Consider the following 13,664-nt stretch of genomic DNA (forward strand, 5'->3'; position numbering starts at 1 on the left):
GAGGCATGACGGACCGTAAGACCGAAATCGCCACGAATCTGGCGCATGTGGAGGACCGCATCACCGCCGCCTGCGTCGCGGCCGGGCGCAAGCGGGAGGAGGTGACCCTGATCGTGGTCACCAAGACCTACCCGGCGAGCGATGTGCGGATCCTGTCGGAACTCGGTGTGCGTCTGGTCGCCGAGAACCGCGACCAGGACGCCGCCCCGAAGGCCGTCGCCTGTGCCGATCTGCCCCTGAAATGGCATTTTGTCGGCCAGTTGCAGACCAACAAGGTCCGTTCCGTGGTCGGCTACGCCGATGTCGTGCAGTCCGTCGACCGGGACCGGCTCGTCGCGGCGCTGTCGAGGGAGGCGGTGCGGACGGAGCGCGAGGTGGGCTGCCTGATCCAGGTCGCGCTGGACGCCGGCGCCGCGGAACGGGGCGAGCGCGGAGGCGTGGCACCGGGCGGTGTCGGGGAGTTGGCCGAGCTGGTCGCCGGGGCCCCCGGGCTGCGGCTCGACGGGCTGATGACCGTCGCCCCGCTCACCGGGGAGTACGCGGGACGCGAACAGGCGGCGTTCCAGCGGCTCATGGATTTGTCGACTGACCTGCGCCGAGCCCATCCGGCTGCAACCATGGTGTCAGCGGGGATGAGTGCGGACCTCGAGCAGGCCGTGGCCGCCGGAGCGACACATGTGCGCGTCGGCAGCGCGGTACTCGGAGTCCGCCCCAGGCTCGGGTAACGTCGCCAGGAAGTCGGACCACAGCAGAAAATATGGTCAATGCCGCCGATGACGGCACAACGACCACGTGGATCGCGGGCACTTGGCACGTCGTCAGTCGATCCACCACAGAGCGGAGGACTCAGAGCATGGCCGGCGCGATGCGCAAGATGGCGGTCTACCTCGGCCTCGTGGAGGACGATGGGTACGACGGCCGCGGATTCGACCCAGACGACGACTTCGAGCCCGAACTGGACCCGGAGCCCGAGCGGGACCACCGACGGCACGAAGTGGTGCACCAGTCTCATGGTGCACACCAGTCCCAAAGGGACGAATCGGTCCGGGTGGTGCAGCCTCCGGCGCCGCGCGATCCGGTCTCCCACTCCACGTCGCTCGCCGCGGAATCCGGGCGTCCGGCGCGCATCGCGCCCGTGGCGTCCATCACACAAGAACGTCAGTCCCTGGAGAAGAACGCACCGGTGATCATGCCCAAGGTCGTGTCCGAACGAGAGCCGTACCGGATCACCACGCTTCACCCCCGGACCTACAACGAGGCCCGTACCATCGGGGAACACTTCCGTGAGGGCACCCCGGTGATCATGAATCTGACTGAGATGGATGACACAGACGCCAAGCGACTTGTCGACTTTGCGGCCGGTTTGGTGTTTGGTCTTCACGGCAGCATCGAGCGGGTGACGCAGAAGGTGTTCCTGTTGTCGCCTGCTAACGTCGATGTCACGGCGGAGGACAAGGCCCGCATCGCAGAGGGCGGGTTCTTCAACCAGAGCTGAGACGTACCACCGGAAACAAGCACGGAACAGGGGAGAGGGAAAGCCAGGCCATGAGCGTGTTCGCGCAGGTGATCTACATCGCGCTGATGGTGTTCCTCATCGTGCTGATCTTCCGGCTGGTCATGGACTACGTCTTCCAGTTCGCCCGCTCGTGGCAACCCGGCAAGGCGATGGTGGTCGTCCTGGAGGCCACCTACACTGTCACCGATCCACCGCTGAAGCTTCTGCGGCGGTTCATCCCGCCGCTGCGTCTCGGGGGCGTGGCGCTCGACCTGTCCTTCTTCGTACTGATGATCATCGTCTACATTCTCATCTCTGTCGCTGGGAACTTCGTGAGATGAGGACGGACGAACCGGTCTTGCCGACTGCCGATGACTACGTTGAGGTGAAGAGATGCCGTTGACCCCCGAGGACGTGCGGAACAAGCAGTTCACGACCGTCCGCCTCCGAGAAGGCTATGACGAGGACGAGGTCGATGCCTTCCTCGACGAGGTCGAAGCCGAACTGACCCGTCTGCTCCGCGAGAACGAGGACCTGCGCGCCAAGCTGGCCGCGGCCACGCGCGCTGCTGCCCAGAACCAGCAGAACATGCGCAAACCTCCCGAGCAGGATCAGCCACATCCGCCGCAGCAGGGCATGCGAGGTCCCGGCGCGCCGGTGCCCGCCGGCATATCGGGCCCGCCGCAGCAGCAGATGGGCGGCCCCATGGGTGGCCCGCCCCAGCTGCCGAGCGGCGCCCCGCAGCTGCCCGCCGGCCCCGGCGGTCAGGGCGGCCCGCAGGGTCCCGGCCCGATGGGCCAGGGGCCGATGGGGCAGGGTCCGATGGGGCAGGGGCCGATGGGGCAGGGCCCGATGGGTCAGGGCCCGATGGGTCAGGGCCCGATGGGCGGCCAGCCGCCCATGCAGCAGCACCCGATGGGCGGCCCCATGGGCGGTCCGATGGGCGGCCCCGGTCAGGGCCCCGGCGGCGACAGTGCCGCCCGTGTCCTCTCTCTGGCCCAGCAGACCGCCGACCAGGCGATCGCCGAGGCCCGTTCCGAGGCCAACAAGATCGTCGGCGAGGCCCGCAGCCGCGCCGAGGGTCTGGAGCGTGACGCCCGTGCCAAGGCGGACGCCCTGGAGCGGGACGCGCAGGAGAAGCACCGCGTCGCGATGGGCTCCCTGGAGTCCGCCCGCGCCACGCTGGAGCGCAAGGTCGAGGACCTGCGCGGCTTCGAGCGCGAGTACCGCACGCGGCTGAAGTCGTACCTGGAGTCCCAGCTGCGCCAGCTGGAGACGCAGGCCGACGACTCCCTGGCCCCGCCGCGCACCCCGGCGACCGCCTCGCTGCCGCCGTCCCCGGCGCCCTCCATGGCACCGGCCGGCGCGAGCGCCCCGTCGTACGGCGGCAACCAGACGATGGGCGGCAACCCCGGCCCGTCGGCCCCGTCCTACGGCGGCCAGCAGCAGATGACCCCGGCCATGACCCAGCCCATGGCCCCGGTCCGTCCGCAGGGCCCGTCCCCGATGGGGCAGGCACCCTCGCCGATGCGGGGGTTCCTGATCGACGAGGACGACAACTGAGGGTCTTTTGGTAGACCGGTACGACAACGGCGTCGGCAGCGTCTGAGAAGTGGTTCGGCCTCTGGTTTCGGAGGCCGGGCCACTTTTCGTTGTGCGGGTGGGTAAACGCATCGTGCGCGGTTCCCCGCGCCCCTTGAGTTGCTGCTGAGCAACTCCTTCAGGGCGCGGGGAACCGCGCACGTCCACTGCACTGAGGGCGCCTCCTCGGCACCCCGTGCCTACGCCTTGCGCAGCCGGAACGTCAGGGACAGACCCTCGTCCACGAACGGCTCGCCGAAGCCGGCCCCGGCCTCAGCCTCACCCTGGCGGAAGTCGGTCGACAAGACCTCCTCGGCGATCAGAGCTGCGTGCTCGGTGAGCGCCGCGATCACCGCGGGGTCGGTCGACGTCCACCGCAGGGCGATGCGGTCGGCCACGTCCAGCCCGCTGTTCTTGCGGGCTTCCTGGATCAGCCGGATCGCGTCGCGGGCGAGTCCCGCCTGCCGCAGCTCCTCGGTGATCTCCAGGTCGAGCGCCACCGTGGCGCCGGAGTCGGACGCCACCGACCAGCCCTCGCGCGGGGTCTCGGTGATGATCACCTCGTCGGGCGCGAGGGTGATCGTCTCACCGTCGACCTCCACGGACGCCGTGCCCGCGCGCAGCGCCAGTGACAGCGCGGCCGCGTCGGCGTTCGCGACGGCCTTGGCGACGTCCTGCACCCGCTTGCCGAACCGCTTGCCCAGGGCCCGGAAGTTGGCCTTGGCGGTGGTGTCGACGAGCGAGCCGCCGACCTCGGAGAGCGAGGCCAGGGAGGACACGTTCAGCTCCTCCGTGATCTGCGCGTGCAGCTCACGGTCCAGCGTGTCGAACCCGGCCGCCGCGACCAGCGCGCGGGACAGCGGCTGGCGGGTCTTGACGCCGGACTCCGCGCGCGTGGCACGGCCCAGCTCCACCAGGCGCCGTACCAGCACCATCTGCCTCGACAGCTCCGGGTCGATCGCGGAGAGGTCCGCCTCGGGCCACGCGGCCAGGTGCACCGACTCCGGGGCGCCGGGGGTCACCGGCACGACCAGGTCCTGCCACACCCGCTCGGTGATGAACGGGGTGATCGGCGCCATCAGCTTCGTGACGGTCTCCAGTACCTCGTGCAGCGTGCGCAGCGCGGCCTTGTCGCCCTGCCAGAACCGGCGGCGGGAACGGCGGACGTACCAGTTCGACAGGTCGTCGACGAACGCGGACAGCAGCTTGCCGGCGCGCTGGGTGTCGTACGCCTCCAGCGCCTGGGTCACCTGGTCGGTGAGGGCGTGCAGTTCGGACAGCAGCCAGCGGTCCAGCAGCGGGCGCCCGGCCGGGGCCGGGTCGGAGGCGGACGGCGCCCAGGCGGACGTGCGGGCGTACAGCGCCTGGAAGGCGACCGTGTTCCAGTACGTCAGGAGCGTCTTGCGGACGACCTCCTGGATCGTGCCGTGGCCGACGCGGCGGGCCGCCCACGGCGAACCGCCGGCCGCCATGAACCAGCGCACCGCGTCCGCGCCGTGCTGGTCCATGAGCGGGATCGGCTGCAGGATGTTGCCCAGGTGCTTGGACATCTTGCGGCCGTCCTCGGCGAGGATGTGGCCGAGGCAGACGACGTTCTCGTACGACGACTCGTCGAAGACCAGGGTGCCGATGGCCATGAGCGTGTAGAACCAGCCGCGGGTCTGGTCGATCGCCTCGGAGATGAACTGCGCCGGGTACCGGCTCTCGAACAGGTCCTTGTTCTTGTACGGGTAGCCCCACTGCGCGAACGGCATCGAGCCCGAGTCGTACCAGGCGTCGATGACCTCCGGCACGCGTGCGGCCGTCTTGCCGCAGCCCTCGTGCGGGCAGGCGAAGGTGACCTCGTCGATGAACGGGCGGTGCGGGTCCAGGTCCGACTGGTCGGTGCCGGTCAGCCCGGTCAGCTCCGCGCGCGAGCCCACGCAGGTGAGGTGGTCGTCCTCGCAGCGCCAGATCGGCAGCGGGGTGCCCCAGTAGCGGTTGCGGGACAGCGCCCAGTCGATGTTGTTGTTCAGCCAGTCCCCGTACCGGCCGTGCTTGACGGTCTCGGGGAACCAGTTGGTCTCCTCGTTCTCCTGGATCAGCCGGTCCTTGACGGCCGTCGTACGGATGTACCAGGAGGGCTGCGCGTAGTAGAGCAGCGCGGTGTGGCAGCGCCAGCAGTGCGGGTAGCTGTGCTCGTACGGCAGGTGCCGGAAGAGCAGGCCGCGCTCCTTGAGGTCGGCGGTGAGCTGTTCGTCGGCTTTCTTGAAGAAGACGCCGCCGACGAGCGGGACGTCCTCCTCGAAGGTGCCGTCGGGGCGGACCGGGTTGACCACGGGCAGGCCGTAGGAGCGGCAGACCTTGAGGTCGTCCTCACCGAAGGCGGGGGACTGGTGGACCAGACCCGTGCCGTCCTCGGTGGTCACGTAGTCGGCGTTGACGACGTAGTGGGCCTCTGCCGGGAACTCGACCAGCTCGAACGGGCGCTGGTACGTCCAGCGCTCCATCTCCGCGCCCGTGAAGGACTGCCCCGTGGTCTCCCAGCCCTCGCCGAGCGCCTTCTCGACCAGCGGGGCGGCGACGACGACCTTCTCCTCGCCGTTCGTGGCGACGACGTAGGCGACCTCCGGGTGGGCGGCCACGGCCGTGTTGGACACCAGGGTCCACGGGGTCGTCGTCCACACCAGGAGCGCGGCCTCGCCGGCCAGCGGGCCGGAGGTCAGCGGGAAGCGGACGTAGACCGAGGGGTCGACGACCGTCTCGTAGCCCTGCGCCAGCTCGTGGTCCGACAGGCCGGTGCCGCAGCGCGGGCACCAGGGGGCGACGCGGTGGTCCTGGACCAGCAGGCCCTTGCCGAAGATCTCCTTCAGCGACCACCAGACCGACTCCACGTACTCCGGGTCCATGGTCCGGTAGGCGTCGTCCAGGTCGACCCAGTAGCCCATGCGGGTCGTCAGCTCGGCGAAGGCGTCGGTGTGCCGGGTCACGGACTCGCGGCACTTGGCGTTGAACTCCGCGATGCCGTACGCCTCGATGTCCTGCTTGCCGGAGAAGCCCAGCTCCTTCTCCACCGCCAGCTCGACGGGCAGGCCGTGGCAGTCCCAGCCGGCCTTGCGGGCCACGTGGTAGCCGCGCATGGTGCGGAAGCGGGGGAAGACGTCCTTGAAGACGCGCGCCTCGATGTGGTGGGCGCCGGGCATGCCGTTGGCGGTGGGCGGACCCTCGTAGAACACCCACTCGGGGCGGCCCGCGGACTGGTCCAGGCTCTTGGCAAAGATCTTCTGCTCGCGCCAGAAGTCGAGCACCGCGTGCTCGAGCGCGGGCAGGTCGACCTGGGCGGGCACCTGGCGGTACTGCGTCATCGATCTTCCTCCGGCGGATGTGCTGCCTTCCGTCGGAGGGACGAGAGCCGTGCTCCCGCGGTACCACCCTCCTTGGCTCCCGGTGCGTCGTGTGCACCGGTGAGCCCCCTCATTGGGGCGCGAGACCGGTTCTACTCGCCCTGACCGGCATGGCCGGGCTTTCTTCCGGCGGCTCCGGGGTGATCTTCACGTCGCGCTCGCCCCCGGGCTCACACCGTCCCCGGGTCGCTCTCGGCCGCGTACGCCGCTACTCGTCCCCATCCACGCTTTTCGCTCCGCCCAGTGTACGGCGCCGCACGGACAGCGGCCGACCGCTTTTCGGGAGGGCCGGGAACGGCGGCGGAAGCCAGGGCGAAATGACTCGAATGGCGCGATACGCGGCTTCTGTCTCTGCGGGCCGGCCCCGGCGGATTACCCGGCGGAGAGCTGGGCACAACGCATGCAGACCGCGTGCGCGGGGGCGTGGGGTGGGCGGATCGGGCGGCGTGCCCCGTTGCCGCGGTTCCCGAGTCGATTTATCGTCCCAGCACGATTCGCGTGCAAGATCACAATATGTGAAGGGGCCGCGGCCATGGTGGCGAAGAAGACCACGCTGACACCGGCGGGCCGGGCCGGGGGAGAGCCGCGGCCGGCCACCAAGAAGGCGGCGAAGAAGACGGCGGCCAAGAAGACGGCGGCCAAGAAGACGGCGGCCAAGAAGGCGGTGGCCGGGAAGACGGCGGCTGAGAAGACGGCGGCCGGGAAGACGGCGGCTGAGAAGACACCGGCCGCCAAGAAGGCGGCAGCCGGGAAAGCGACGGCCAAGAAGGCGGCGGCGAAGGAAACGGCCGCGAAGGAAACGGCCGCCGGGAAGGCGCCGGCCAAGAAGGCCGCTGCCGGGGAAACGGCCGCCAAGAAGGCGGCCGCGGAGAAGAACGTCGCCACGAAGGCCGCCGCGGAGGAGTCGGCCGGTGCGGAAGCGGGCAGGAAGACAGCCGCCGGCAAGAAGGCGGCCGGCACGAAGAAGGCGGCCGCCGGGAAAGCTGCCGTCGGCGGTGGTGCCCCTGCGGGGGCGACGGGGAAGAGCACGGCCAAGAAGGCGGGCGCGGCGCGGGCCGCGAAGCAGACGGGAGCCACGACGGTGGTTGCGAAGAAGACTCCTGGCACGGCCACGGCGGCGCAGGCCGTCCCCAAGGCGCGGATCGCCGCGGCGGACCCCGGCGAGCTGGCCGTACGCGCCGGCGAGGAACCGTGGACCCCGGAAGAGGTCGCGGAGGCCCGCGCGGAGCTGCAGTCCGAGATGGAGAGGCTGCGGGCCGAGATCAGCTCGTCCGAGGAGTCCGTCGCCGGGCTGATGCGGGACTCGGGCGACGGCGCGGGCGACGACCAGGCCGACACCGGCACCAAGAACATCACGCGCGAGCACGAACTGGCCCTGGCCGCCAACGCGCGCGAGATGCTCGTCCAGACCGAACGGGCCATGGACCGGCTGGACGCCGGCACCTACGGCCTGTGCGAGAACTGCGGCAACCCCATCGGGAAGGCCCGCATGCAGGCCTTCCCGCGGGCCACCCTCTGCGTGGAGTGCAAGCAGAAACAGGAACGCCGCTACTGAGCACGAGCGCCCATCGCGGCGTGCCGTAGTCTCGTCCTCAGTCAGGCACCTAGGTTGAGGGACTCACGTGGCAGAGGCGGAGAGCGTCATCGGTACGCCGGACACCCCGGACGACAGCGGCGAGCAGACGGCGGCGGCCGAGGCGCCCGCCGGCCCCGGTGCGTCCGGCGAGGGCGAGCAGCAGACCCCCGAGCGACGCGCCGGCCGCGGACGCCGTGTCGCGGTCCTGTTCGCGGTGGCCGCGTTCGCCTACGCCCTGGACCTCATCAGCAAGACGCTCGTGGTCAAGAAGCTGGAGCACCACGCGCCGGTCCAGGTGATCGGTGACTGGCTGGAGCTGCACGCGATCCGCAACCCCGGCGCGGCCTTCGGCTTCGGCGCGGCGTTCACGGTGATCTTCACGGTGATCGCGGCCGCCGTGATCGTCGTGATCATCCGCCTCGCCCGCAAGCTCTACAGCATCCCCTGGGCGATCGCGCTCGGCCTGCTCCTCGGCGGGGCGCTCGGCAACCTCACCGACCGGATCTTCCGCGCGCCCGGCGTCTTCGAGGGCGAGGTCGTCGACTTCATCGCCCCCAAGGGCTTCGCGGTGTTCAACCTGGCGGACTCGGCGATCGTGTGCGGCGGCATCCTGATCGTGCTGCTGTCCTTCCGCGGCCTCGACCCGGACGGCACCGTCCACAAGGACTGAGCGCCCGAGGTCCTTCGCCGGGGGTTATCCACAGGCTCGTGCGGGGCGGTCCGACCCGTCCGGCATACTCGACGGGTGAGCACGCTTCCCGAGATCCGAACCCTGCCCGTGCCCGACGGCCTGGAGGGCGAGCGCGTCGACGCCGCCATCTCCCGCATGTTCGGCTTCTCCCGTACGAAGGCGGCGGAGCTGGCCGCGGCGGGCAAGGTCCAGGTCGACGGGTCGGTGGTCGGCAAGTCGGAGCGCGTGCGGGGCGGCGCCTGGCTGGAGGTCGAGATGCCGCAGGCGCCCGCGCCCGTCCAGGTGGTCGCGGAGCCGGTCGAGGGCATGGAGATCGTGCACGACGACGACGACGTGGTCGTGATCGTCAAGCCGGTCGGCGTGGCCGCGCACCCCTCGCCGGGCTGGAGCGGCCCGACCGTCATCGGCGGCCTCGCCGCCGCCGGGTACCGGATCTCCACCTCCGGCGCCGCCGAGCGCCAGGGCATCGTGCACCGCCTGGACGTGGGCACCTCCGGCCTGATGGTGGTCGCCAAGTCGGAGCGGGCGTACACCTCGCTCAAGCGCCAGTTCAAGGAGCGCACCGTCGACAAGCGCTACCACACCCTCGTCCAGGGCCACCCGGACCCGACGAGCGGCACGATCGACGCCCCCATCGGCCGCCACCCGCAGCACGACTACAAGTGGGCGGTCACCGCCGACGGCAAGCCCTCCGTGACGCACTACGACCTCATCGAGGCGTTCCGCGCGGCCTCCCTGCTGGACGTGAAGCTGGAGACCGGCCGCACCCACCAGATCCGCGTGCACATGGCCGCCCACCGCCACCCCTGCGTCGGCGACCTGACCTACGGCGCCGACCCCACCCTCGCCAAGCGGCTGCGCCTGACCCGCCAGTGGCTGCACGCCGTCCGGCTCGGCTTCGAGCACCCGGGCGACGGCCAGTGGACCCAGTTCGCGTGCGACTACCCCGAGGACCTGCGCCAGGCGCTGGACCAGGTCCGCGAGGAGACGTACGCGTGAGCACGCCGTACGCGCTGCGGGTCGCCGAGGACCCCGCCGACCGGGACGCGTGCTTCGCCGTGCGCAAGGCCGTCTTCGTCGCCGAACAGGGCGTCCCCGAGGACATCGAGTACGACGCCTACGACGCCGTCGCCGTCCATGTGCTGGCGGTCCGCGCCGACGGCGTGCCGCTCGGCACCGGCCGCCTGCTCCACGGCGAGCAGGCCGCCGCGAAGACCGGCGGGGACGCCTCGGTGGGCTCCCTCGGACGGCTCGCCGTCACCCGCGAGGCGCGCGGACTGGGCATCGGCGTGGCCCTGGTGCGGGCCATCGAGGACGCGGCACGCGCGCGCGGGCTCACGGCCGTGGACCTGCACGCCCAGACCCACGCCCTCGGCTTCTACGAGCGCCTCGGCTACACGGCGTACGGACCGCAGTTCGACGACGCGGACATGCCGCACCGCGCCATGCGCCGCCCCCTGTAACCCCGGAGGGCCGGACAGGGCGGCGGGGCGGGGGCTGTGGCAGTCTTGAGGCCCGCTGTGTGATCGTCGACTCCCGGAGCGCCGGCCGTGGATCAGTTGGCCCTGCTGTTCGTGCTGCTGCTCGGGGCCCTGCTGAGCGTGCCGGTGGGAGACAGGTTCGGGCTGCCCTCGCCGGTGCTGATGACGCTCCTCGGCGGCGCGCTCGCGGTGGCCGACTTCGTGCCCGACGTGAACATCCCGCCCGAACTGATCCTGCCCGCGCTGCTCCCGCCGCTGCTCTACGCCGCCGTACGACGCACCTCCTGGCGTCAGTTCGCCGCCAACAGACGCCCGATCTTCCTGCTGGCCGTGGCCCTGGTGTTCGTGACCATGGCCTGCGTGGCGTTCGTCGCCAACGCGATCGTGCCCGGGCTGCCGCTGGCCGCCGCCGTGGCGCTGGGCGCGCTGATCGCCCCGCCCGACCCGGTCGCCGCGACCGCCGTCGCCGGACAGCTCGGGCTGCCCCGCCGGCTGGTGTCCATCCTGGAGGGCGAGGGACTGTTCAACGACGTCACGGCCATCGTGCTGTACCACGTGGCGATCGCCGCCGCCGTCAGCGGTGAGTTCTCGCCCTGGCGGGCCGGACTGGACCTGGTGCTGTCCGCGGTGGTCGCGGTCGCCGTGGGGCTGGCGCTCGGCTGGGGCGCGAACAAGCTGATGGACCTCCTCGGGGACGCGACCCTCCAGATCGGCCTGACCCTGCTGGTGCCCTACGTCTCCTACGTCGTCGCGGAGGAACTGCACGGCTCCGGCGTGCTCGCCGTGCTCACCACCGCGCTGTTCCTCGCCGAGTACGCCACCGACGCCGACGACGTGATGACCCGGCTGGCCGGGCACACCTTCTGGGACATCGTCGACACCCTGGTCACCGGCGTCGCGTTCGGCCTGATCGGTCTCGAACTGCACAACGCGATCCGGACCGCGTCCGGCAGGTGGGGCGAACTGCTCGGCTGGGCGGCCGCGGTCGTCGGTGTCGTGGTCGTCGTACGACTGCTGTGGCTGCTGCCGGCTACCTGGCTGACGAAACGGCTGCACGCCCGGCGGGACTACGACGAGGAGATCCCGGTCAGCTGGCGGGAGACCGTCGTCATGTGGTGGTCCGGGATGCGCGGGGTGGCCTCCGTGGCGCTGGTGCTGGCGGTGCCGCTGAAGACCGACGACGGGTCGCCGTTCCCCGACCGGGACGAGATGGTGTTCATCGCGTTCGGCGTGATCATCGCCACGCTGGTGCTCCAGGGGCTGACCCTGCCGTGGCTGGTACGGCGGCTCGGGGTGCGGGCCGACTCCGAGCGGGAGAAGGAGTTCGAGAAGGAACTGGCGGTGCGGGCGGCGAAGGCCGCGCGGCGCAGGCTGCGGGAGATCGAGCAGGTGGAGGAGCTGCCGGAGGAGCTGGCCGAGCAGATGATGCGACGGGCGTTCGACATCGGGATCCGGATCAGCCCGGACATCGGGGAGGAGGAGCGGCAGCAGCGGGTGCGGTCGCTGAAGCGGGTGCGGCGGATCCAGGGGGAGATGATGAGCGCGGCCCGCCATGAGGTGCTGGCCGCGCGGAGTGAGCCGGGGGCGGACCCGGAGATCGTGGACCGGGTGCTGCGGCACCTCGACGTGCGCAGCCTGCGGTGACCTTCTTCACCCACCCGCGCACCACCCGTCTCCGCGCGGTCAATTGCCCGCCTGGTGGTCGGCGTAGCGTTTCTGGAGGGGTACCTGGTTCGTGGCCGCGGTGGCCGCGGTGGCCGCCTGGGCCGTGTTGACTCGGGGCAGGGCGTAGGGGTGGTGCTCGGTCAGCCAGGTGATCATCTGTTCGCGGACCGCGACCCGGGCCGTCCAGATGTCGTCGGCGTCCTTGGCCGTCACCAGCGCCCGTACCTGAATGGTGTTCGGGGTGGTGTCCGTCACCACCAGGTTGTAGGCGCGGCCGTCCCAGGCCGGGCACGCGCGCAGGATGTCGCGGAGCCGCTCGCGCATCGCCTCGACGGGGGCGCGGTGGTCGAGGTGCCAGTAGACGATGCCGGTCATCTGCGGGGTGCCCCGGGACCAGTTCTCGAAGGGCTTGGAGGTGAAGTACGACACCGGCATGGTGATCCGGCGTTCGTCCCAGGTGCGGACGGTCAGGAAGGTCAGGGTGATCTCCTCGACGGTGCCCCACTCGCCGTCCACGACGACCGTGTCGCCGATGCGCACCATGTCGCCGAAGGCGATCTGCAGCCCCGCGAACAGGTTCGACAGCGTCGACTGGGCGGCGACCCCGGCGACGATGCCGAGCAGTCCGGCGGAGGCCAGCAGCGAGGCACCGGCGGCGCGCATCTCGGGGAACGTCAGCAGCATCGAGGCGGCGGCCACGACGATGACGATCGCCGACACCACCCGCATGATCAGCTCCACCTGCGTGCGCACCCGGCGCACCCGCGCGGGATCGCGGTGGGCGCGCGCGTACCGGCTGTACGTCGTCTCGACGACGGCCGACGCGATCCTGATCGCCATCCAGGCGGCGGACCCGATCAGCACCAGCGTGAGCGTCCGGCCCAGGGCGACCTGGTGGCGCTCCAGCAGCTGCGCCTGGTCGTAGGAGCCTCTGAGCAGGGCGGTGCACAGCACGAGCTGGTAGGGGATGCGGCCGCGGCGCAGCAGCCCCCACAGCGGGGTGTCGTGGTTCCGTTCGTCGGCCTTGCGCAGCAGCCGGTCCGTGGCCCAGCCGATGACCAGGGTGAGCACGAGCGCGGTGCCGAACACGATCAGCGGGCGGAGTACGTTCTCCATGCCTGGGCTCCTAACCGCCGTCCGGCGGCCATGAACATGTGACTTCCACCCGTTCCTGGGTACGGCGGCGCGGGCCGTGTCACACCCGGCTGGCACCATGGGCGCATGAACATCATGCTTTTCCACTCGGCCTATGGGCTCAGGCCCGCCGTGCGCGAGGCGGCGGACCGGTTGCGCGCGGCGGGCCACGAGGTGTGGACCCCGGACCTCTTCGAGGGGCGCACGTTCGACACGGTCGAGGACGGCATGGAGTTCAAGGACGCCGTCGGCAAGGACGAGCTGCTCAAGCGCGCCGTGCTCGCGGCGGCGCCGTACTCGGAGCGGGGGCTGGTGTACGCGGGCTTCTCGCTCGGCGCCTCCATCGCGCAGACGCTGGCGCTCGGCGACGAGAAGGCCCGGGGCCTTCTTCTCCTGCACGGCACGTCGGACATCGCGCCGAACGCCGAGGCGGACGAGCTGCCGGTGCAGCTGCACGTGGCGGAGCCGGACCCGTTCGAGACGGACGACTGGCTGAGCGCCTGGTACCTGCAGATGGGCCGCACCGGGGCCGACGTCGAGGTGTACCGCTACGCCGGGGCCGGCCACCTCTACACCGACCCCGGCCTCCCCGACTACGACACGGAGGCCGCCGACTCCACCTGGCGGGTGGCCCTCGGCTTCCTCGACTCGCTGTAGC

The 13,664-nt window shown here is 70.9% G+C and carries 12 protein-coding genes; 10 read left to right on the forward strand and 2 right to left on the reverse strand.

Translation table 11 applies throughout. From position 1 onward, the window contains the following. Positions 1 to 5: 5 nt before the first annotated feature. From DBP14_RS26560 to DBP14_RS26575, 4 genes are all read left to right on the forward strand, one after another. On the forward strand, positions 6 to 725 hold the full coding sequence (locus DBP14_RS26560) for a YggS family pyridoxal phosphate-dependent enzyme (RefSeq protein ID WP_129309627.1): 720 nt from the start codon (positions 6 to 8) through the stop codon (positions 723 to 725). A gap of 128 nt (positions 726 to 853) precedes the next feature. Further along, positions 854 to 1,495 carry a cell division protein SepF gene (gene sepF, locus DBP14_RS26565; protein ID WP_129309628.1) on the forward strand — a complete coding sequence of 214 codons (642 nt, stop codon included), beginning with the start codon at positions 854 to 856 and terminating at the stop codon, positions 1,493 to 1,495. A gap of 50 nt (positions 1,496 to 1,545) precedes the next feature. Continuing rightward, positions 1,546 to 1,836 carry a YggT family protein gene (locus DBP14_RS26570; RefSeq protein ID WP_129309629.1) on the forward strand — a complete coding sequence of 97 codons (291 nt, stop codon included), beginning with the start codon at positions 1,546 to 1,548 and terminating at the stop codon, positions 1,834 to 1,836. A 52-nt stretch (positions 1,837 to 1,888) separates the two neighbouring features. Beyond that, complete coding sequence (locus DBP14_RS26575) at positions 1,889 to 3,058, forward strand: DivIVA domain-containing protein (RefSeq protein ID WP_129309630.1); 1,170 nt, start codon at positions 1,889 to 1,891, stop codon at positions 3,056 to 3,058. Between the two features lie 218 nt (positions 3,059 to 3,276). Here DBP14_RS26575 and ileS read toward each other — a convergent pair whose 3' ends face one another. Next, positions 3,277 to 6,420 carry an isoleucine--tRNA ligase gene (ileS, locus tag DBP14_RS26580; protein ID WP_129309631.1) on the reverse strand — a complete coding sequence of 1,048 codons (3,144 nt, stop codon included), beginning with the start codon at positions 6,418 to 6,420 and terminating at the stop codon, positions 3,277 to 3,279. A 571-nt stretch (positions 6,421 to 6,991) separates the two neighbouring features. Between ileS and DBP14_RS26585 the strand changes: the two genes are divergently transcribed. The 5 genes from DBP14_RS26585 (at position 6,992) to DBP14_RS26605 (ending at position 11,851) form a co-directional block, all read left to right on the forward strand. After that, on the forward strand, positions 6,992 to 8,014 hold the full coding sequence (locus DBP14_RS26585; protein ID WP_129309632.1) for a TraR/DksA family transcriptional regulator: 1,023 nt from the start codon (positions 6,992 to 6,994) through the stop codon (positions 8,012 to 8,014). A 67-nt stretch (positions 8,015 to 8,081) separates the two neighbouring features. Beyond that, positions 8,082 to 8,705: a signal peptidase II gene (lspA, locus tag DBP14_RS26590; RefSeq protein ID WP_129309633.1), complete on the forward strand. Its 624-nt coding sequence runs from the start codon at positions 8,082 to 8,084 to the stop codon at positions 8,703 to 8,705. Positions 8,706 to 8,780: 75 nt separating this feature from the next. After that, a complete protein-coding gene (locus tag DBP14_RS26595; RefSeq protein WP_129309634.1) occupies positions 8,781 to 9,725 on the forward strand; it encodes an RluA family pseudouridine synthase in 945 nt (314 codons plus the stop codon). Next, positions 9,722 to 10,189, forward strand: coding sequence for a GNAT family N-acetyltransferase (locus DBP14_RS26600; protein ID WP_129309635.1), 468 nt, complete (start codon positions 9,722 to 9,724; stop codon positions 10,187 to 10,189). The genes DBP14_RS26595 and DBP14_RS26600 overlap by 4 nt, the downstream gene beginning before the upstream one ends. A gap of 87 nt (positions 10,190 to 10,276) precedes the next feature. Next, entirely contained in the window at positions 10,277 to 11,851 is a 1,575-nt protein-coding gene (locus tag DBP14_RS26605) for a Na+/H+ antiporter (RefSeq protein WP_129309636.1), read from the forward strand. Between the two features lie 39 nt (positions 11,852 to 11,890). Here DBP14_RS26605 and DBP14_RS26610 read toward each other — a convergent pair whose 3' ends face one another. Beyond that, positions 11,891 to 12,988, reverse strand: coding sequence for a mechanosensitive ion channel domain-containing protein (locus DBP14_RS26610; RefSeq protein ID WP_129309637.1), 1,098 nt, complete (start codon positions 12,986 to 12,988; stop codon positions 11,891 to 11,893). A 105-nt stretch (positions 12,989 to 13,093) separates the two neighbouring features. On the opposite strand from DBP14_RS26610, the gene DBP14_RS26615 reads away from it, so the two are divergent. Further along, the gene (locus tag DBP14_RS26615; RefSeq protein WP_129309638.1) at positions 13,094 to 13,663 is read left to right on the forward strand and encodes a dienelactone hydrolase family protein; all 570 of its coding nucleotides are present in this window, start codon (positions 13,094 to 13,096) and stop codon (positions 13,661 to 13,663) included. Position 13,664 lies beyond the last annotated feature (1 nt).

The organism is Streptomyces sp. L2 (assembly GCF_004124325.1).
GTDB lineage: Bacteria > Actinomycetota > Actinomycetes > Streptomycetales > Streptomycetaceae > Streptomyces.

Coding starts and splice junctions, on each gene's coding strand:
- DBP14_RS26615 (WP_129309638.1), top strand. CDS start 13,094: ATGAACATCATGCTTTTCCACTCGGCCTATGGGCTCAGGCCCGCCGTG.
- sepF (WP_129309628.1), top strand. CDS start 854: ATGGCCGGCGCGATGCGCAAGATGGCGGTCTACCTCGGCCTCGTGGAG.
- DBP14_RS26585 (WP_129309632.1), top strand. CDS start 6,992: ATGGTGGCGAAGAAGACCACGCTGACACCGGCGGGCCGGGCCGGGGGA.
- ileS (WP_129309631.1), bottom strand. CDS start 6,420: ATGACGCAGTACCGCCAGGTGCCCGCCCAGGTCGACCTGCCCGCGCTC.
- DBP14_RS26575 (WP_129309630.1), top strand. CDS start 1,889: ATGCCGTTGACCCCCGAGGACGTGCGGAACAAGCAGTTCACGACCGTC.
- DBP14_RS26560 (WP_129309627.1), top strand. CDS start 6: ATGACGGACCGTAAGACCGAAATCGCCACGAATCTGGCGCATGTGGAG.
- DBP14_RS26570 (WP_129309629.1), top strand. CDS start 1,546: ATGAGCGTGTTCGCGCAGGTGATCTACATCGCGCTGATGGTGTTCCTC.
- DBP14_RS26610 (WP_129309637.1), bottom strand. CDS start 12,988: ATGGAGAACGTACTCCGCCCGCTGATCGTGTTCGGCACCGCGCTCGTG.